Raw genomic sequence first — 18,225 nt, 5'->3', positions numbered from 1 at the left:
GAAGAGGAACGATGCAGACCAACGCCCAGCCTCCAGAAGCCGGCCCCGCGATCGACCCGCCCGCGATCGACCAGTCCGCCACCGATCCGCCCCCGCCCGCTCCGGACCCGTCCGGGAGAGGGAGCCGGCTCGGCTCATTGGGGAGCCGGTACGCGCTGGTGGGCGTGTGGGTCGCGATGGCGGTCGTCTACCTGGCGATCATGCCCGACAAGTTCGCCAGGACGACCTCCATCCAGGCGATCTTCGGTTCACAGCAACTGCTCGTCTTCCTCGCCATGGCGGCGCTGAGCACGCTGGTCGTCGGGGAGTTCGACCTGTCCGTGGCCTCGGTCATGGGCATCGCCGCGACGATCATCGCCGCGCTCAACGGCCGGCACGGGGTCGACATCTGGCTCGCCTGTCTGGTCGCCGTGCTGGCGGCCACCGCCTGCGGCGCCGTGAACGCCTTCTTCGTCGTGGTGCTGCGGGTGCCGTCCCTCGTGGTCACGCTCGGCACCGGGACGCTCGCCATCGGCATCGCCAAGCTGCTGGCCGGCTCCGGCGCGGTCTCGATCATCCCGGACGAGGCGTTCCGTGACCTGACCCAGTACGGCGTTCTCGGCATGCCGGTCAGCTTCTGGTACGGCCTGGTGCTCGTCGCGGCCTTCGCCTACGTGTGCTCCTGTACGCCGCTGGGCCGGCACCTGATGTTCGTCGGTGCCAGCCGGGAGGTGGCGCGGCTCGCCGGCATCCGGGTGAACCGCATCCGCGCCGGGTCGTACCTGACGGCCGGGTTCCTCGCCGGCCTGGCGGGGGTCGTGCTGGTCTCGTCGGTCGGCGGGTTCAACCCGACCGACGCGGCGACCTACCTCCTGCCGACCCTCGCCGCGGTCTTCCTCAGCACCGCCGTCGTCCAGCCCGGCCAGTTCAACGCCATCGGCACGATCATCAGCATCTACGTCCTGGAGACCGGCATCTTCGGCCTGCAGTTGCTCGGGCTGTCCGGCTGGATCCAGGACGTCTTCTACGGCGGCGGCCTGGTCTTCGCGGTCGCGCTCGCGACCCTCGTGCGCCGCCATTCCACGACCGCCTGACCGTCGGGCGCGGCTCAGACCCTTGCCAGCGATCGATCGAGCGGATACCGTCCGTCCCATCCCTGTAGTGATTGTTACAGGGAAGAAGAGGTGATAACAGATGAGCGTCATCGATGAAATCCGGCGTCTCGCCGACCAGTGGCGCGGCGGCGAGGAGGAGGCCGCGGAGAATCGCCGCCTGAGTGACACCACGTGGAAGCACCTGCACGAGCTGGGCATCCTCCGAGGGCTCCAGCCCGCGCGCTGGGGCGGCGGCGAACTCGACCTCGCCGAGCACCTGACCAACGTGTACGAGGTGGCGCGCCTCGCGCCGTCCGCGGGCTGGGTCGCCGGCGTCGTCTCCTCGCACCCGTGGCAGATCGCGCTGATGGCCGACCAGGCCCAGCAGGACTTCTGGAGCGCCGACGCGGCGAAGACGACCTCCTCGTCCTACGCGCCGACCGGCAAGGCCGAGGTGGTCGACGGCGGCTACCGGCTCAGCGGCCGCTGGTCGTTCTCCTCCGGCTGCGACCTGTGCGACGGCGTGATCCTCGGCGCCAACGCCGGGTTCGTGCAGGCCGGCGACGCGAAGGTGCCCAACTTCGGCTCGTTCCTGCTCACCCGCGACCAGTACCGCATCGAGGACAACTGGTTCACCGCGGGCATGCGGGGCACCGGGAGCAAGGACATCGTCGTCGACGACGCCTTCGTCCCCGGGCACCGCGTGCTGCTGAGCCTGAAGTACGAGTACAACCCCGACACGCCGGCGCCCGGCCAGGCGCTCAACGACGGCTGGCTCTACCGGCTGCCGTGGGCCGTCATGTTCAACCTCGTCCTCGTCGCCCCGATGCTCGGCGCGGCGCGCGGCTTCCTCGACGCGTGGACCGGCGAGACGGCCCGCCGGCGGCTCAACTGGGGAGGCATGGTCCGCGACGACCCGCTGACCCAGCTGCACCTGGCCGAGGCCGAGTACGCGCACGAGGCCGCGGTCATGAAGATGTACGACGCGGTCGCCACGATCACCGAGGCGGCGAAGGCGGGAGTGTTCCTGGCCAAGCCCGAGCGGGCCCGCCTGCGCTGGAACATCACCCGCGGCTGCCAGGAGGCCGGCGCCGCGATCAACCACCTGTACCGCATCTCGAGTGGTCGCACCGCGTACGTCGACCACCCGCTGCACCGGCTGTTCCAGGACGTCACCACCGAGCTGGGGCACGCCTTCCTGTCGTCGGAAGCCATCGGTCAGTACTACGGCGCCGGCAAGCTCGGCGCCTCGGCCCCGGAGGTCATGCTGTGAACGCGATATCGGAACTGAGCTACCTCGGAATCGTCTCCCCGGCGTACGAGGAGTGGATCGGCTACGGCACCAAGGTGCTGGGCGCCGAAGCGGCTCCCGCGGGCCCCGACGGCGCGACCAGGCTGCGGGTGGACGACATGGGCTACCGCATCGCCGTCCATCCCGGTGAGGAGGACCGGCTCGGGTACGTCGGCTGGGGCGTCACCAACGAGCGGCACCTCGCCGAGTTCGTCGAGCACCTGCGCTCGCACGGCGTCGAGGTGCACCACGCCGACGAGCAGACGATCGCCGAACGCCAGGCCGCGGACGTGTACTGGTTCGCCGACCCGTTCGGCATCCGCCACGAGCTGGCGTGGGGCCGCTCGTCGTACCCCGGCACGTTCACCCCCGGCCGGCGCCTGGAGGGCAAGGGCTTCGTCACCGGCGACCTGGGCCTCGGCCACGTCGTACTGATCGTCCCCGACATCGAGGCCGCCAACGCCTTCTACGCCGACGTGCTCGGCTTCCGGCTCTCCGACCGGATCATCTCCGACATCTTCAACCTGCGCTTCTACCACTGCAACGAGCGGCACCACTCGCTCGCGGTCGCGCACATCCCGGGAATGGTCGGCATCAACCACCTCATGCTGGAGGTGCGCGACTTCGACGACCTGGGCCACTGCATCGACCTGTGCGGCGAGAACGACGTCGACATCCTGCTGTCCCTGGGGCGGCACACCAACGACCTGATGACGTCGATCTACATCGCCACCCCGTCCGGCATGCAGGTCGAGTACGGGTACGGCGGCCTGCGCGTCGACGACCTCACCTGGATCGCCCGTACGAACCACCATCCGAGCATCTGGGGTCACCACCGCAGCGAGCGGTACATGACCGCCCCGCCCGGCATCGTGCACAAGTTCGAGGGGCAGGCCACCCGATGACCGCGACGTCCACCGACGCCGTGCGCACCTCGGACGTACCGCTGAAGGACGCCTTCTCCACGCGCGTCTACGAGACCGGTGAGCCCGGTCGGCCGGCCGTCCTTCTGCTGCACGGCTCCGGTCCCGGGGTCAGCGGCCTGTCGAACTGGCGGGAGGTCATCACGACCCTGGCCGACCGCTTCCACTGCGTCGCGCCGGACATCATCGGCTTCGGCGACTCCACGCATCCCGACCCCGCGCCGCAGGGCTTTTTGGCCAACGCCGAGCTCCGCGTGCCCAAGCTCATCGAGCTGCTGGACGCCCTCGGCATCGACAAGGTGAGCCTCGTCGGCAACTCGATGGGTGGGATGTACTCGCTGCGCCTGGTCCAGCTCGCGCCGGAGCGGGTCGACAAGGTGGTCCTGATGGGCTCGGGCGGCATGCCCGGCCTGAAGCCCACCCCGGACCTGGTCAAGCTGATCACGTTCTACGACGACCCGACCAGGGAGGCGATGGCGGACCTGTTCCGCGCCTTCGTCCACGACGTCGGCTCCTTCGGCGCGGACATCGACGCGATCGCCGAGCAGCGGCTGACGGTCGCGTCGCGACCGGAGGTGCGGCGCTCGCACCTGGGAACGTTCGCTCCCGGGCCGATGCTCACCTTCTCCCCGGAGGAGCTCGCCGCCATCACGCACAAGACGCTGGTCATCCAGGGCCGTGAGGACCGAATCGTGCCGCTGGAGGCCAGTCACTACCTGGCCCGGCACATCCCGGCCGCGGACCTGTACGTCATGGCCAAGTGCGGGCACTGGTCGCAGTTCGAGCAGGCCGCGCTGTTCAGCAAGGTGATCGGCGACTTCCTCAGCGGCTCTCTCGGCGATGGGACGACGCCATGACCCTGACCCGTACGACCACAGGAGCGGTCGACGAGATGATCGACCCGGAGTGCTTCCGCTCGGTGCTCTCGCACTACCCCACGGGCATCTGCGCCATCACCGCCATCGACGACGGCGAGCCGACCGGGTTCGTCGTCGGCACCTTCACCTCCGTGTCGCTGGAGCCCCCGCTGGTCGGCTTCTTCCCCGACAAGAAGTCCACCACCTTCCCGAAGGTACGGCGGGCGGGAGCGTTCTGCGCCAACGTCCTGTCGGCACAGGACGAAGAGCTGTGCCGCCTGTTCGCGGCGAAGGGCGCCGACCGGTTCGCCTCCGTACGGTGGCGGCCGGGTCCCACCGGCTCGCCCATCCTCGAACGCGCCACGGCCTGGATCGACTGCGAACTCGAGCAGGTCCACGAGGTCGGCGACCACCTCCTCGTCGTCGGGCGGGTGGTCGACCTCGCCACGCGGTCGGCGGACGAACCGCCCGAACCGCTGATCTTCCACCGTGGACGCTTCGGCAGCTACGCCCCCAACCACGCCACGCCCAAGTGACGAAGTGAGAACAGACATGAGCATCCTCGACAGCGCCCGCGAGGCCGGGCCGGCGCTGGCGGCCAGCGACGCCGACAGCGCCAGGCTCGGCTACCTCAGCGACGAGGCGTGGGCCCAGCTGCAGCGGATCGGCGTCCTGCGCGCGCTGCAACCCAAGCGCTGGGGCGGCGGTGAAGTGCCCTTCGCCGAGTACCTCGCCACCATCGTGGAGATCGGCCGTCATTCGCCCGCCGCCGGCTGGGTGGCCTCGGTCGTGGGCGTCCACCCGTGGCAGATCGCGCTCTTCGACGAGAGGGCCCAGGCCGAGCTGTGGGGTGACGACCCGGCGCTGGTCATCGCGTCCTCGTACACTCCGACCGGCAAGGTCGAGGCGGTCGAGGGGGGATTCGCGGTCTCCGGACGCTGGTCGTTCTCCTCCGGCTCCCACCACGCGGACGCGATCATCCTCGGCGGCATCGCCGGCACCCGCGAGTTCGACGGCAGGGAGTACGGCGATTTCACCTCGGTGGTCGTGGCCAAGGGCGACTACACGATCGACCAGACCTGGAACACCGCCGGCCTGCGGGGCACGGGCAGCAACGACGTCGTCGTCGACAACGTCTTCGTCCCGGCGTACCGGGCCCAGTCGCACCTGGACTACACGCACGGTCTCGGCACGCCCCTGCCGGGGCAGGCCGTCAACGACGGCCCGCTGTACCGGCTGCCGTGGGCGGTGGTCTTCGGCGCCATCATCTCGGCCGCGGCGGTGGGCGCCGCCAAGGGCTTCCTCGACCGCTGGACCGCCGAGACCAGGAACCGCCGTACCAACTACGGCGGCGTCCTCCGCGACGAACCCGTCGTACAGAACCACCTCGCCAAGGCGGCCTGGGCCGTCGACGCCGCCGAGCTGAAGCTGCGCCGCGCCGCCACCGAACTCACCGCCGCCGCCGAGGCGGGCGCCGTCCCCGGCAAGGAAGAGCGGGCGTTCTACCGCTGGGACGTGGCCCACGCGGCGCAGGTCGCGGTGGATGAGATCGTCAGCCTGATGCGGACTGCCAGCGGCCGGGCCGCCTACGTCGACCACCCGCTGCACCGCGCCTACCAGGACGTCATGGCCGCGATCGGCCACGCCTTCCTGGTGGAGGAGCCGCTCGGCAACGCCTTCGCCGGCCGGCGGCTCGGCAGCGGCAACCTCCCGGAGGTGCACCTGTGACCGAACGAAGTGAGGGAACCGGAAAGCACAGCACCTTGGGCACGGGGCCGACGAAGGAGGCCCCGTGACCGAACGAAGTGAGGGAACCGGCAGGCACAGCACCTTGGGCACGGGGCCGACGAAGGAGGCCCCGTGACCGAACGAAGTGAGGGAACCGGCAAGCACAGCAGCGCGCGTGTCACCAGCCGGGACGTGAAGGTCGGCGACCTGACGTTCCGGCTCCACGAGGCGGGGACGCCCGCCGACGAGGCGATCCTGTTCCTGCACGGGTCGGGCCCCGGCGCCACGGGCCTGTCCAACTGGGAGCGGATCATCGCCGACCTCGGTTCCTCGTTCTACTGCATCGCCCCCGACATGATCGGCTTCGGCGACTCCAGCCATCCCGACCCGGCGCCCCAGGGCATGGCCGCGTTCAACGAGGTCCGTACCGCGGCGCTGTTCGGCCTGCTCGACGTGCTGGGCCTGGCGAAGGTGCACCTCGTCGGCAACTCCATGGGCGGCTCGATCGCCCTGCTCATGGTGCTCCAGGCGCCGGAGAAGGTCGGCAAGGTCGTGCTCATGGGCAGCGGGGGAGCGCCGGACCTGCCGGCCAGTCCCGGCCTGCGGCACCTGCGCGAGTTCTACGCGGACCCCACGCACGAAAGCCTGCGGGAGCTGCTGCGGCAGTTCGTGTACGACCTGGAGCCGCTGTCCGGTCGCATCGACCAGGTCGTCGCCGAGCGGATGTCCTACGTCGTGCGCGAGGACGTGCGGCGCTCCCACGCCGGCAGCTTCAACATGGCCCCGGCGCGGCGGTTCTTCCACCCGGACGAACTCGCCACCATCGAGCACGACGTGCTGGTCGTCCACGGCCGGGACGACCGGATCATCCCGCTCGCCGCGAGCACCTACTTCGCCACCCACATCCCCAGCGCCAATCTGTACGTACTCGGCCAGTGCGGACACTGGACGCAGATCGAACACCCCGAGAAGTTCGAGTACCTGGTCACCGGATTCATCGCCGGCGAGCTGTGACCGGCGCGAGCACCCTGGAGCCGACGTGCGCATCGCGAATCTCTCCGGCCGCCTGGCCGTCCTCGACGGCGGGCTGGCCGTCGACGTCGAGACGGCCAGCGGCGGCCGGTTCGGCCCGGACCCGCAGGCCGTCTACCAGCGGTGGGCCGAGTTCACCGCGTGGGCGGGCCGGGCGAGCCTGCCGGCCGGGCAGGCCTACGACCCGCGAGCCCTCGGCTCGCCCGTCCCGGCCCCCCGGCAGGTGTTCGCGATCGGCCTGAACTTCGACGAGCACGCCGCCGAGTCCGGATTCGTGCCGCCGGACACCGAGCCGCCGGTCTTCACGAAGTTCGTCTCCAGCATCACCGGCCCGTACACGGAGGTCGTCATCCCGCCCGGCGGGAACGTCGACTGGGAGGTCGAGCTGGTCGCCGTCATCGGCGAGCCCGCCCGCGACGTCGCTGCCGGCGACGCCTGGTCCCACGTGGCCGGGCTGTCGGTCGGGCAGGACCTGTCCGAGCGGGTGCTGCAGATGGCGGCCACGCCGCCGCAGTTCAGCCTCGGCAAGTCCTATCCCGGCTTCGGCCCGATCGGCCCCTGCCTGGTCACCGTGGACGAGTTCGACGATCCGGACGACCTCGAGCTCGGCTGCGCGATCAACGGCGAGACCGTGCAGAAGAGCCGTACCTCGGAAATGATCTTCCCCGTGCCGCAGCTGATCGCCAAGCTGTCCGCGGTGACGCCGCTGCTCCCGGGCGACGTCATCTTCACCGGCACGCCCGCGGGCGTCGGGCTCGGCCGCACCCCCCAGCGCTGGCTGGCGCCGGGCGACGAACTGGTCAGCCACGTCAGCGGCATCGGCGAGCTGCGGCAGCGCTTCGTCGCCGCGAGCTGACCGCGCCGAGCGGGGATCAAAGGTGGGCCGGCAGGCCGAAGAGCGGGAACAGCCGGTCGACGTCCAGGAAGTAGTTGAGGCGGATCAGGCGGTCGCCGCGGAACTCCAGTACGTGCAGGGAGAACGGCTCGTGGCGGCCGCCCGGCCCGCTGGGGCGGTATCCGCCGAAGGCGGGGGAACCGTTGGCCGCCGTCGGCAGCAGCCGGGAGCCCCGGCACTCGATGCCCGGCCCGCTCCACCACTCGCGCATGCGGGCGGGACCCCGGACCCACATGTCGTAGGGCGGCATCGACTGGGTGGCGTCCTCGTGCAGCAGCGCGACGAGCGCGTCGAGGTCGTAGCGCTCGAAGGCGTCGCAGTAGCGCGTCACCAGTGAACGCTGCGCGGCGTCCAGCGGCTGGAGGTCGGAGGAGTCGTCGAGGCCGAGGTCGTCGAGCGTCGCGCGGGCCCGCTGAAGGGCGCTGTTGACCGAGGCCGGTGAGGTGCCGAGCAGCTCGGCCACCTCGGCGGCCTTCCAGCGCAGGACCTCGCGCAGGATCAGCACCGCGCGCTGGCGGGGCGGCAGGTGCTGCAGCGCGGCGACGAAGGCCAGGCGGACGGTCTCGCGCGAGACCGCCTCGTCGGCGGGGTCGCCGCCACCGCCCGGCAGGACGCGGGCGTCCGGCACCGGCTCGACCCAGGTCGACTCGGCGAGCGGAGGGCCGAGCGCGGAGCCCTCCCACGCGGGACCGAGGTCGATCGGCCGGGCGCGGCGTCCGCGCCCCTTGAGCAGGTCGAAGCAGACGTTGGTGGCGATGTGGAACAGCCACGACCGCAACGCCGAGCGTCCCTCGAAGCGGTCGAGCCCGCGCCACGCCCGTACTAGCGTCTCCTGGACGGCGTCCTCCGCCTCGAAGGGCGAGCCGAGCATGCGGTAGCAGTAGCCCGTCAGCTGCACCCGGTACGCCTCGAGCTCGTCGGGGTGGGGCTGAGCTGTGATGACGTCGGCCATGTCGACCATAGGGGGACCACCTCCGGGAACGGCGTGCGTCGGGCGGCCCATGGTAGGCGGTGCCACTGACACCCCGGCCGAGTCAAGAGCAGTCAGGTTCTGGCCAGAAAGATGTGACAATCGCGTTAGATTTCACTCGATCTTCACGTAAATGTGGGTTAAGTTCCTCACTGTTCACCAAGATTCCCGGCGGCATGGCGACATGCCACGAGGGGGAGCGTTGCGTCGAAGATCTTTCACCATGTCGGTGCTCGGGGCCGCGGCGGTGCTCGCGACCTCGACGGCGGCGTACGCCGCGAGCGCGTCCAGTCAGAACAAGCCGCTGTCGGACCACCTGGTCGGACGGCAGAGCGACGGGTCCGTGCTCAACCCTGACAACCAGTACGTCACGCCCGCGGGCGTGAGCATCGAGCAGACCGGCCGGCCGATGGACCTGGCCGTCCGGCCGGACGGCAAGACCGCCGTCGACCTCACCAAGTCCGGAAGCGGCCTGTTCACGGTCGTCGACCTGGTCAACCACAAGGTGCTGCAGCAGTACACCCCGCCCAAGGGCACCGGCGCCGGCAACGTCGGCGTGGTCGGCCTGCTGTACTCCCCGGACGGCAACACGCTGTACGCCACGCAGACCACCGACATCCTGAAGTTCTCGGTCGCCGCGGACGGCACGCTGAGCATCCCGAGCGTCATCAAGATCCCGGCCGACGCCGACGTGCCGAAGAACCCCGCCGGCGCCGCCGCGGCGCCACTCCCGTCCGGGATGGTGTGGGCGCCCGACGGCACGCACATCATCACGGTTCTCGACGGCTGGGACCGCGTGGCCGTACTCGACCCCGCCTCGGGTACGTTCAGCGCGCCGACCAAGGTCGGAGTGGCTCCCCGGGACATCGTCCTCATCGGGAACCACGCGTTCGTCAGCAACGAGGGCGGCCGTACGCCGACCGACAAGGACTTCACCAACCTCAGCTACGACTCGCCGGTGGTCGCGGACAAGAGAGACGGCCGGGCCGACACCGGGACCGTCTCCGAGATCGACCTGGCGACGAACCAGGTGGTCAACACCTACAAGGTCGGCCTCGACCCGAGCAGCCTGCTCGCCCACGGCACCGACCTGCTGGTCACCAACTCCAGCGACGACACCGTGTCGATCATCGACACGGCGAAGGGCCGCGTCGCGCAGACCCTCAACGTCAACCCCCTGCCCGGCCAGCCGTTCGGCAGCTCACCGAACGCCCTGGAGTTCCTCGACTCCTCCCACCTCGCGGTGAGCCTGGGCCGGGACAACGCGCTGGCGGTGTACGAGTACCGCGGGGCGCGCCGGCCGGCGAGCTTCGACGGCCTGATCCCCACCGCCTGGTACCCGGGCACCCTGCACTGGGACAAGGCGCTGAACCGGCTCATCGTCGCCAACCAGGCCGGCGTCGGCGCGCTCGGCAAGGACGGCACGATCAGCGAGGGGCCCGGCACCACCCCGGCGACCGGCCGTCAGGTGTTCGCCGACGTGGGCACGATCGGCATCGTCGCCACGCCGACCCGGCAGCAGATCGCCAAGTACACCGCGCAGGTCTTCGCCAACAACCGGTGGTACGGCCTGAAGGACCGCAACAAGCAGGGCTCCGGGCACGCGAGCCCGGTCGCGGTGCCGCTCCGCACCGGCGACCCGTCGAAGATCAAGCACGTCTTCGTGATCGTGCAGGAGAACCGGACGTACGACCAGGTGCTGGGCGACGACCCGCGGGGCAACGGCAAGCCCGACTACGCGCAGTTCGGGCAGAACGTCACGCCGAACGCGCACGCGCTCGCCAAGCAGTTCCCGCTGATCGACGACCTGTACTCCGAGGGGACCAACTCCGCGGTGGGTCACACCTGGCTCGACGCGGGCTTCGTGAACGACTACCTGGAGCGGTCCTACGCCAACTACACCCGCTCCTACGGGCAGCCGGACGCGATGGTCTACCCCAAGTCCGGGTTCCTGTGGGACAACGCCCAGGCGCACGGCCTGACCGCCCACGTCTGGGGGGAGTACGCCGAGTTCTGGAACGGCCCGGACAAGTCCACCTGCCCGGGTACGTGGACGGACTGGTACAAGGACTCGCAGATCCTGGAGGGCAAGGCCACGGGCACGCCGCACGTGCCGGTGGGGTACTGCCAGACCACGGCCGACGTGCCGTCGCTGGACAAGATCCTCTCCCGTGACTTCCCGAACTTCCAGACGAACATCACCGACCAGTACCGCGCGGACCTGTTCGAGCGGGACTTCAAGCAGTACGAGAAGGACGGGAAGCTGCCGTCGCTCAACATGCTGTGGGTGATGGACAACCACACCAACGGCCTGAACGCGGGCTACCCGATCCCGTCCGCCATGGTCGCCGACAACGACCTGGCCACGGGCCGCATCATCGACACGATCTCGCACTCGAAGTACTGGAAGGACAGTGCGGTCTTCGTCGTCGAGGACGACTCGCAGAACGGCATCGACCACGTCGACGGGCACCGCGCCCCGGTGTACATCGCGAGCCCGTACGCGCGGCACGGCGCGGTCGACCACACCTACTACAGCCAGGAGAACGTGGTCCGGACGATCGAGCAGATCCTCGGCCTCCCGCCGATGAACCAGCTCGACATGGCGGCCGAGCCGATGTACGGCGCGTTCAGCGACACGCCGAACTACCAGCCGTTCGACGTGCTGCCGAACAACATCCCGCTCGACACCATGAACGTCACGGCCGCGCAGGCCACGAACCCGATGCAGAAGACCTGGCTGGAGTGGTCGGAGAAGCAGGACTTCCGCTCGGAGGACCAGCTGGCGTTCGCGCCCTTCAACCGGATGACCTGGTACGCCACGACCGGCTGGAAGCGGCCGTACCCGGGCGACTCCAAGGTCATGACGCCGGATGAGGTCCTGAAGAAGTTCCCGCAGACCACGGCGCCCAACTCGGTGGACAACGACCTGCCGTCGAGCCGGGCCCAGACACCGCACAAGGCGAATGGCTGACAATCAACCCGCCGTCGAGGCGCACGGTCTGGTCAAGCGCTTCGAGGACACGACGGCCGTGGCCGGGGTCGACCTTCGGGTCGGCCCCGGCCGGGTCCACGGAATGGTCGGCCCGAACGGGGCCGGCAAGACCACTCTCCTGACCATGCTCATGGGTCTCGTACGCCCCGACGCGGGCACTATCAGAATTCTTGGACAACAGGGCGGGTCGCTCGACGGGGTCGCGGGGTTCGTGGAGGCTCCGCGCTTCTACCCGTACCTGTCGGGGCGGCGCAACCTCGCGCTGCTCGCCGACCTCGACGGCGGCGGCGCGAGGGCGCGGATCGACACCTCACTCGAGGTGGTGGGCCTGAGCGACAGCGCCGGAGCGCGGGTCGGCGGCTACTCCGTCGGCATGCGGCAGCGGCTGGGCATCGCGGCGGCGTTGCTGCGCGACCCGAGGCTGCTGATCCTGGACGAGCCGGCGAGCGGCCTCGACCCGGCCGGGATGCGCGACATGCGCGCGTTGATCGCCCGCCTCGCCGAGGACGGCGTGACGGTGCTGCTGAGCAGCCATGACATGGACGAGGTCGAGGACCTCTGTGACGACGTCACGATCATGCGAGCGGGGCAGGTGGTCTTCGACGGGACGATGGACGAGCTGCGGGACAAGGCGCCCGACCCGGCGTTCCGGCTGGCCACGAGCGACGACGAGCGGGCGCTCGCCCTGGCGGGCCCCGGCGTCGAGGTACGGGCCGAGGGCGACGGGCTGCTCGTGCACGCGCAGCGCGAGCAGCTCGACGCGTACGTGATCGCGCTCGGCCGGGACGGCGTCGCCGTACGCCGGTTGGACCTGGAGTCCTCGGCACTGAAGGCGCTGTTCTTCCGCCTGACCGAGAGCGACGCCGAAGAACGCGGCGTACCGACCAAGGAGGGACCGTGACGGCGGTCGCGGAGCGCACGGAGACGCGCCCGGCGGCGCGGGCCGGGGCGTGGGTCGTCTACCGGTGGGAGCTGATCAAGCTCAGCCGGCAGGTGAAGGCGCAGGTGGTGTTCGGGCTGTGCCTGCTCGCCCCGTTCCTGTTCGTGGCGGCGCTGAACGTGCAGAGCAACACGCCACAGGACACCCTGTTCGGCCGGTGGGTGCACGACTCGGGCTTCTCCGTCCCGCTCGTCGTGCTCGGGTTCGCCGGGCAGTGGGCGCTGCCGGCGGTCACCAGCGTGGTGGCCGGTGACATCTTCGCGTGCGAGGACCGGTACGGGACCTGGAAGACGATCCTGACCCGGTCCTGCGGGCGGTCCCAGATCTTCGCCGGCAAGACCCTGGCCGCGCTGACGTTCTCGGTGGCCGCGACCGTGCTGCTCGGGCTGTCGAGCCTGGCCGCGGGCGTGCTGGTGGTCGGCCGGCAGCCGCTGATCGGCCTGTCGGGGACGCTGTTGTCACCCGGGCACAGCACGGTGCTCGTGCTGGAGAGCTGGGCGACGACGCTGCTGCCGGTGCTGGGCTTCACCGCGCTCGGGCTGCTGCTCTCGGTGGCGAGCCGCAGCAGCGCGGTCGGCGTCGGCGGGCCGGTCGTGGTCGGGCTGGTGATGCAGCTGGCGTCCCTGGTCAACGCGCCGGCGGCCGTCCGCGCGCTGCTGCTGACGACGCCGTTCGGCGCGTGGCACGGCCTGTTCACGGCGACGCCGTTCTACGGGCCGCTGGTCCAGGGCGCGATCGTGTGCGCGGGCTACTTCGTCCTGTGCGTCGGCGGCGCGTACGCGCTGCTGCGCCGTCGCGACATCACGGGAGGCTGATCATGCGTTCGGGTGCCCTGGGGCGCGCCGCCGCGGTCGCGGCCGCCGTCCTCGTCGGCGTCTCCGGCTGCGGTTCGTCCGGCATCACCAAGGCGCGGCTGGACCACGCGGTCGCGCCGACGTTCGCCAACCTGTACGTCATCCAGCAGTCGCTCCGCGGCCGCAAGGTGACCGCGGCGTCGCTGAACTCGAAGGCCGACTGCTCGCGCGGGGACGCGCAGACCGCCGACAGCGGCGCGGGCAACGACTGGACCTGCACGGTGACCTGGTTCAACACCGGGCCGAACATCGCGGTGAACGCGCAGTACCAGGTGCACGTCCAGACCAACGGCTGCTACACGGCGGACGGCGACGGGCCGGTCGACCTCAACGGGCAGCAGCTCATCACGGCTGCGGACGGCGCCACGGTGACCAACCCGCTGTGGGAGTTCGACGGCTGCTTCGACACCACCTGACCCGGATCAGGACCGGGTCGCGGGCAGGCCGGAGTAGATCACCAGGGTCTGCTCCGGCCGCTCCGCGACGTGGAACGCGGTGTGCGCCAGGGTGATGACGCCGAGCCTCGGGTGGCGCAGCCGCTTGGTGCCGGCCCGGCTGCTCTGGATGTCGTAGCGGGGCCACCAGGCGCGTACCTCCGGGCTCTCCGCGTGCAGCTCGTCGACCAGGCGGGCGAAGCGGGGATGGTCCGGGTGACGGCCGGCGGCGGCGCGCAGGCGGGCCAGGACGTTCTGCGCCTCCTGTTCCCAGTCGACCAGGACCCGCCGCGCCGCGGGTTCGGTGAACACCCAGCGGGCCAGGTTGGGCTCGGGTGACGTGTCGATGCCGGTGAGCAGTTCCGCGGCGGCCGCGTTGTGGCACAGCACGTCGTAGCGCATGCCCGTGACGTACGCCGGGTTGGGCTCGACCAGCGCCGGGACGCCGGCGACGCCGGGGGCGAGCGGCTCGGGCTCGTCGGCCTGCTCGGCCGGGGTGTCGCCGGCCAGGTGGAACAGGTGGTCGCGCTCGTGTTGGCTGAGCCGCAGCGCCCTGGCGAGCGCCTCGAGCACCTGGCCGGAGGGGCGGACGTCGCGGCCCTGCTCCAGGTAGGTGTACCAGGTGGCGCTGATGCCCGCGAGCAGGGCGATCTCCTCGCGCCGCAGCCCGGGGGTGCGGCGCCGGCCCGTCGTCGGCAGCCCTGCCTCGGCGGGGGAGACGCGCTCGCGGCGGCTGCGCAGGAAGGTGCCGAGCTCGCGCCGGCGCAGGACGCGAGTGGTCACGGTAGTCACAGTTCCAGAATAAACCGGCTCTGGATACCAGGTTGAGACGCTCACAGACTGGTCGGTATGCGTGCATGGACACTGGAAGAAGCAGGACGACCGATACGGCTGGCGGAGGTGCCGGAGCCGGCGCCGCGCGGCGGCGGCGTGATCGTCAGCGTGCTCGCCGCGTACCTGCCCGCCTATACCGAGGCCCTCTCGCAGGGGGCGCGGGGCGCCATCCCGACGCCGCTCGTCCTCGGCGCGGGCGGCATCGGACGGGTCGAGTCCGTGGCCGACGACGTCTTCAACGTCGCGCCGGGTGACATCGTGATGATCAACCCGCTGCTGAGCTCCGGCGAGACGGACGGACCGCAGGAGATCCTCGTCGGCTGGACAGGCGTGGGCGGACGGGGCAGGGCGACCGCGACGACCACCGCGATGCGGGCGGTGTGGCGCCACGGGCTCTGGGCCGAGCGCGCCCTGTGCCCCAAGGAGACCGTCGTACGGCTGGCCGGCGCCGAGGAGTACGCGCGGCTCGACCGGCTGGCCGTCCTGGGGTGGTTCGCCATCGCGGCCGAGGGGCTGAACAGTGCCGGTCAGCGGCCCGGCCAGACCGTCGCGGTCATCGGCGGCACCGGCCAACTGGGCGTGGCGACCCTGCTGACCGCGCTGGCCCGCGGGGCCGCCGGGGTCGTGGCGGTCGGCCGCAACACCGCCGTCCTGGACCGGCTCGCCGGGATGGACCCGCGCGTGCGGACCGTGGCATTCACCGGGGACCGGGCCCGCGACGCCGCCGCGATCGGCGAGGTGGACGTGGTGATCGACGCTCTCGGCTCCGTGCCCGGCCCGGAGCCGACGCTGACCGGCTTCGACGCCCTGCGTCCGGGCGGGACGATGGCGCTGATCGGCGGGGTGCGGCAGGACCTGCCGCTGCCGTACGGCGAGATCATGCGTCGGCGCCTCACGGTGCGCGGCTCGTGGATGTCCCCGCCGGAGACCGTCCTCGACGTGTGGCGCATGGTCGCCGCCGGAACGCTGAACCTGGACGTCCTGGAACCGCGCACGGTCGGCCTGGACGACCCGGCCGGCGCGATCAAGCTGGCGGCCGGGGCGTCCGGACCGGAGTTCGCCGTGCTCATCCCGGACGCCGCCATGCGTTGACATGGAACGACGGGATCCGGAAGATCCGAAATATGCCTCTTTTGCCTGGTAACCCCGAGTCGGTGTTCACCTACGGCGCGCCGCAGCTGAAGTTCGGCGCCGGTTCCTCCGCGGAGATCGGCTACGACCTCGGCCAGTACGGCGCGCGGCGCGTCCTGGTGGTCACCGACCCCGGGGTGGCCGCCACCGGCGGCCCGCAGCGGGTCGCCGAGCAGATGAAGGCGTACGGGATCGAGGCGGAGGTCTTCGACCGGGTCCACGTCGAGCCGACGGACGCCTCGATGAAGGAGGCCGTCGCGTACGCCCGCGAGACCGGCCCGTGGGACGCCATCGTCGCGGTCGGCGGCGGGTCGAGCATCGACACCGCGAAGGCGATCAACCTGCTGACCACCAACGACGGTGAACTGGCCGACTACCTCAACCCGCCGATCGGGGCCGGGCGCGCCCCGGCGCGTCCGCTGAACCCGCTGGTGGCCGTGCCGACCACGACCGGCACCGGCGCGGAGAGCACGACCGTCTGCGTGCTCGACGTCCTGGCCCTGCGGGTCAAGACCGGCATCAGCCATCCGCGCCTGCGGCCCACGCTCGCGGTGGTCGACCCGGAGCTCACCCGCAGCCAGCCGGCCGGGGTCACCGCCGCGGCCGGCATGGACATCGTCTGCCACGCGCTGGAGAGCTACACGGCCCGGCCGTACACCTCCTACGAGCGCAAGCGGCCCGAGCAGCGCGTGCCGTACTGCGGTGCCAACCCCGTCGCCGACATGTGGTCCGAGCGCGCCCTGGGGCTGATCGCCCGGTCCTTCCGCACCGCCGTACGCGACGGCGACGACATGACGGCCCGTACGGAGATGGCCCTCGCCGCGACCTTCGCCGGGCTCGGCTTCGGCAACGCCGGCGTGCACCTCCCGCACGCGAACGCCTACCCGATCGCCGGCCAGGTCAAGGACTTCCACCCCGACGGCTACCCGGACGAGGAACCGATGGTGCCGCACGGAATGGCCGTGGCACTGACGGCGCCGGAGGCGTTCCGGTTCACCTTCGAGGCCGGCCCGGACCGGCACGTGCGCGCGGCCGAACTGCTCGACCCGGAACTCGACCACGGCGGCGACCCGTCGGAGCACCTCCCTGCCGCCCTGCTGCGCCTGATGCGCGACATCGGCCTGCCGAACGGGATCGGGGCGACCGGCTACACCGAGTCCGACGTGCCGGACCTGGTCGCGGGCACGCTGAAACAGCAGCGCCTGCTGGCCACCGCGCCGCGCGAGGCGACCGAGGAGGACATCGCGGACATCCTCACCCGGTCCCTGGCCCTCTGGTGACCCGCCGGGGTCAGGTCTTGAGGCCGACTCCGGCGTAGCCCCACGCCTGCTCGGGCCGTTCGAACGTCAGGTCGCCCTCCTCCGGGCGCCACTGCGGGAGGTAGACCAGGCCCGGCTCGAGGATCTCGAAGCCGTCGAAGAACGCCTTGACGCTCGCGTGGTCACGGGGCCGGCCCGGCGCCGAGGTGCGGGAGTACAGCTTCTCGACGGCCTCGTTCACCTGGGGCGCGCGGCCGTCGAGCGTCGCGTGCGAGATGACCAGGTGGCTGCCGGGCACCAGGGCGTCCGCCAGCCGCCGCACCAGGTCGCCGGGGTGCTCCTCCTCGGTGATGAAGTGCAGCACCGCGACGAGCAGGAGCCCCACCGGCCGGTCGAAGTCGATGAGCCGCTTGACGTCGGGGTGGGAGAGGATCACGTCGGGCTCGCGCAGGTCCGCCTGGACGATCGTGGCCTGGTCGTTGCCGGCCAGGATCGACTTGCTGTGCGCGATGGCGACCGGGTCCGTGTCGACGTACACCACGCGGGCGTCCGGGGCGGCCGACTGCGCGATCTCGTGGACGTTTCCCAAGGTCGGAACGCCGGACCCGATGTCAAGGAACTGCCGAATTCCAGACTTGACGAGAAACCTGACCGCCCGGCCGAGAAACTGCCGATTCGCGCGTGCGGCCTCGCGTGATGACGGCTCGATCGCGGTCAGTGCGCTCGCGACGTCCCGATCGACGGCGAAATTGTGCGAGCCGCCGAGCAGAGCGTCATAGATCCGGGCCACGTTGGCGCGCTCGACGTCGACTTCCGGAGGTGCCCAGCTCTCGTGCTCCACGTGCCTGCCATTCGTGTACCGGGGTCATGGGCTCGGCCGGAACGCTGACAGAACGCCCGGCCCCGAGTCAGCCTAAAGGCTGGCGCGGCACAGGTCGATGGCAGCGCCACTTATGCGAATATAGTTCGGCAAATGCCAATGCCGGAGTGGATGATTTCCGCCGCTGAC

General features: G+C 70.9%; 17 protein-coding genes. 14 read left to right on the top strand and 3 right to left on the bottom strand.

The features are described 5' to 3' along the window. Positions 1–11: 11 nt before the first annotated feature. The 8 genes from ACQEV1_RS44215 to ACQEV1_RS44180 all read left to right on the top strand — a co-directional run bounded on the left by ACQEV1_RS44215 (position 12) and on the right by ACQEV1_RS44180 (position 7,760). Positions 12–1,073, top strand: coding sequence for an ABC transporter permease (locus ACQEV1_RS44215; protein ID WP_433403033.1), 1,062 nt, complete (start codon positions 12–14; stop codon positions 1,071–1,073). 100 nt (positions 1,074–1,173) lie between these two features. Continuing rightward, positions 1,174–2,346 carry an acyl-CoA dehydrogenase family protein gene (locus tag ACQEV1_RS44210; RefSeq protein WP_433403030.1) on the top strand — a complete coding sequence of 391 codons (1,173 nt, stop codon included), beginning with the start codon at positions 1,174–1,176 and terminating at the stop codon, positions 2,344–2,346. Then, positions 2,343–3,269 carry a VOC family protein gene (locus tag ACQEV1_RS44205; RefSeq protein ID WP_433403028.1) on the top strand — a complete coding sequence of 309 codons (927 nt, stop codon included), beginning with the start codon at positions 2,343–2,345 and terminating at the stop codon, positions 3,267–3,269. Before ACQEV1_RS44210 ends, ACQEV1_RS44205 begins: the two co-directional genes overlap by 4 nt. Further along, the gene (locus tag ACQEV1_RS44200) at positions 3,266–4,144 is read left to right on the top strand and encodes an alpha/beta fold hydrolase (protein WP_433403025.1); all 879 of its coding nucleotides are present in this window, start codon (positions 3,266–3,268) and stop codon (positions 4,142–4,144) included. The genes ACQEV1_RS44205 and ACQEV1_RS44200 overlap by 4 nt, the downstream gene beginning before the upstream one ends. Further along, positions 4,141–4,680 (top strand): flavin reductase family protein, encoded by a 540-nt coding sequence (locus tag ACQEV1_RS44195; protein ID WP_433403022.1) that lies wholly within the window; start codon positions 4,141–4,143, stop codon positions 4,678–4,680. The genes ACQEV1_RS44200 and ACQEV1_RS44195 overlap by 4 nt, the downstream gene beginning before the upstream one ends. Before the next feature lie 16 nt (positions 4,681–4,696). Beyond that, positions 4,697–5,872 (top strand): acyl-CoA dehydrogenase family protein, encoded by a 1,176-nt coding sequence (locus ACQEV1_RS44190; RefSeq protein WP_433403019.1) that lies wholly within the window; start codon positions 4,697–4,699, stop codon positions 5,870–5,872. A 132-nt stretch (positions 5,873–6,004) separates the two neighbouring features. Continuing rightward, a complete protein-coding gene (locus ACQEV1_RS44185; RefSeq protein ID WP_433403017.1) occupies positions 6,005–6,886 on the top strand; it encodes an alpha/beta fold hydrolase in 882 nt (293 codons plus the stop codon). Between the two features lie 25 nt (positions 6,887–6,911). Beyond that, positions 6,912–7,760 (top strand): fumarylacetoacetate hydrolase family protein, encoded by an 849-nt coding sequence (locus tag ACQEV1_RS44180; RefSeq protein WP_433403015.1) that lies wholly within the window; start codon positions 6,912–6,914, stop codon positions 7,758–7,760. A 16-nt stretch (positions 7,761–7,776) separates the two neighbouring features. Here ACQEV1_RS44180 and ACQEV1_RS44175 read toward each other — a convergent pair whose 3' ends face one another. After that, on the bottom strand, positions 7,777–8,760 hold the full coding sequence (locus ACQEV1_RS44175; RefSeq protein ID WP_285627030.1) for a sigma-70 family RNA polymerase sigma factor: 984 nt from the start codon (positions 8,758–8,760) through the stop codon (positions 7,777–7,779). A 232-nt stretch (positions 8,761–8,992) separates the two neighbouring features. On the opposite strand from ACQEV1_RS44175, the gene ACQEV1_RS44170 reads away from it, so the two are divergent. The 4 genes from ACQEV1_RS44170 to ACQEV1_RS44155 are packed head-to-tail and all read left to right on the top strand — an operon-like array spanning position 8,993 to position 13,974. Then, complete coding sequence (locus ACQEV1_RS44170) at positions 8,993–11,743, top strand: bifunctional YncE family protein/alkaline phosphatase family protein (RefSeq protein ID WP_285627043.1); 2,751 nt, start codon at positions 8,993–8,995, stop codon at positions 11,741–11,743. After that, the gene (locus tag ACQEV1_RS44165) at positions 11,736–12,665 is read left to right on the top strand and encodes an ABC transporter ATP-binding protein (RefSeq protein WP_285627046.1); all 930 of its coding nucleotides are present in this window, start codon (positions 11,736–11,738) and stop codon (positions 12,663–12,665) included. The genes ACQEV1_RS44170 and ACQEV1_RS44165 overlap by 8 nt, the downstream gene beginning before the upstream one ends. Beyond that, a complete protein-coding gene (locus ACQEV1_RS44160) occupies positions 12,662–13,519 on the top strand; it encodes an ABC transporter permease (RefSeq protein WP_433403012.1) in 858 nt (285 codons plus the stop codon). The genes ACQEV1_RS44165 and ACQEV1_RS44160 overlap by 4 nt, the downstream gene beginning before the upstream one ends. Positions 13,520–13,521: 2 nt before the next feature. Further along, a complete protein-coding gene (locus ACQEV1_RS44155) occupies positions 13,522–13,974 on the top strand; it encodes a hypothetical protein (RefSeq protein WP_433403009.1) in 453 nt (150 codons plus the stop codon). A 6-nt stretch (positions 13,975–13,980) separates the two neighbouring features. On the opposite strand, the gene ACQEV1_RS44150 is transcribed toward ACQEV1_RS44155, so the two are convergent. Next, positions 13,981–14,775, bottom strand: a complete 795-nt coding sequence (locus tag ACQEV1_RS44150; RefSeq protein ID WP_433403006.1) for a helix-turn-helix transcriptional regulator — start codon at positions 14,773–14,775, stop codon at positions 13,981–13,983. Between the two features lie 66 nt (positions 14,776–14,841). Between ACQEV1_RS44150 and ACQEV1_RS44145 the strand changes: the two genes are divergently transcribed. Continuing rightward, complete coding sequence (locus tag ACQEV1_RS44145) at positions 14,842–15,918, top strand: zinc-binding dehydrogenase (RefSeq protein WP_433403003.1); 1,077 nt, start codon at positions 14,842–14,844, stop codon at positions 15,916–15,918. 32 nt (positions 15,919–15,950) lie between these two features. Further along, on the top strand, positions 15,951–17,237 hold the full coding sequence (locus ACQEV1_RS44140) for a hydroxyacid-oxoacid transhydrogenase (RefSeq protein ID WP_433403001.1): 1,287 nt from the start codon (positions 15,951–15,953) through the stop codon (positions 17,235–17,237). A 10-nt stretch (positions 17,238–17,247) separates the two neighbouring features. Here ACQEV1_RS44140 and ACQEV1_RS44135 read toward each other — a convergent pair whose 3' ends face one another. Beyond that, positions 17,248–18,057, bottom strand: a complete 810-nt coding sequence (locus tag ACQEV1_RS44135; protein WP_285627069.1) for an SAM-dependent methyltransferase — start codon at positions 18,055–18,057, stop codon at positions 17,248–17,250. Positions 18,058–18,225 lie beyond the last annotated feature (168 nt).

Origin of the sequence: Actinoallomurus sp. CA-142502 (genome assembly GCF_050936355.1) — a bacterium.
GTDB classification, from domain to species: domain Bacteria; phylum Actinomycetota; class Actinomycetes; order Streptosporangiales; family Streptosporangiaceae; genus Actinoallomurus; species Actinoallomurus iriomotensis.
The sequence above is the reverse complement of the archived record's forward strand: the minus strand, read 5'-3'. Positions and strand labels throughout refer to the sequence as shown.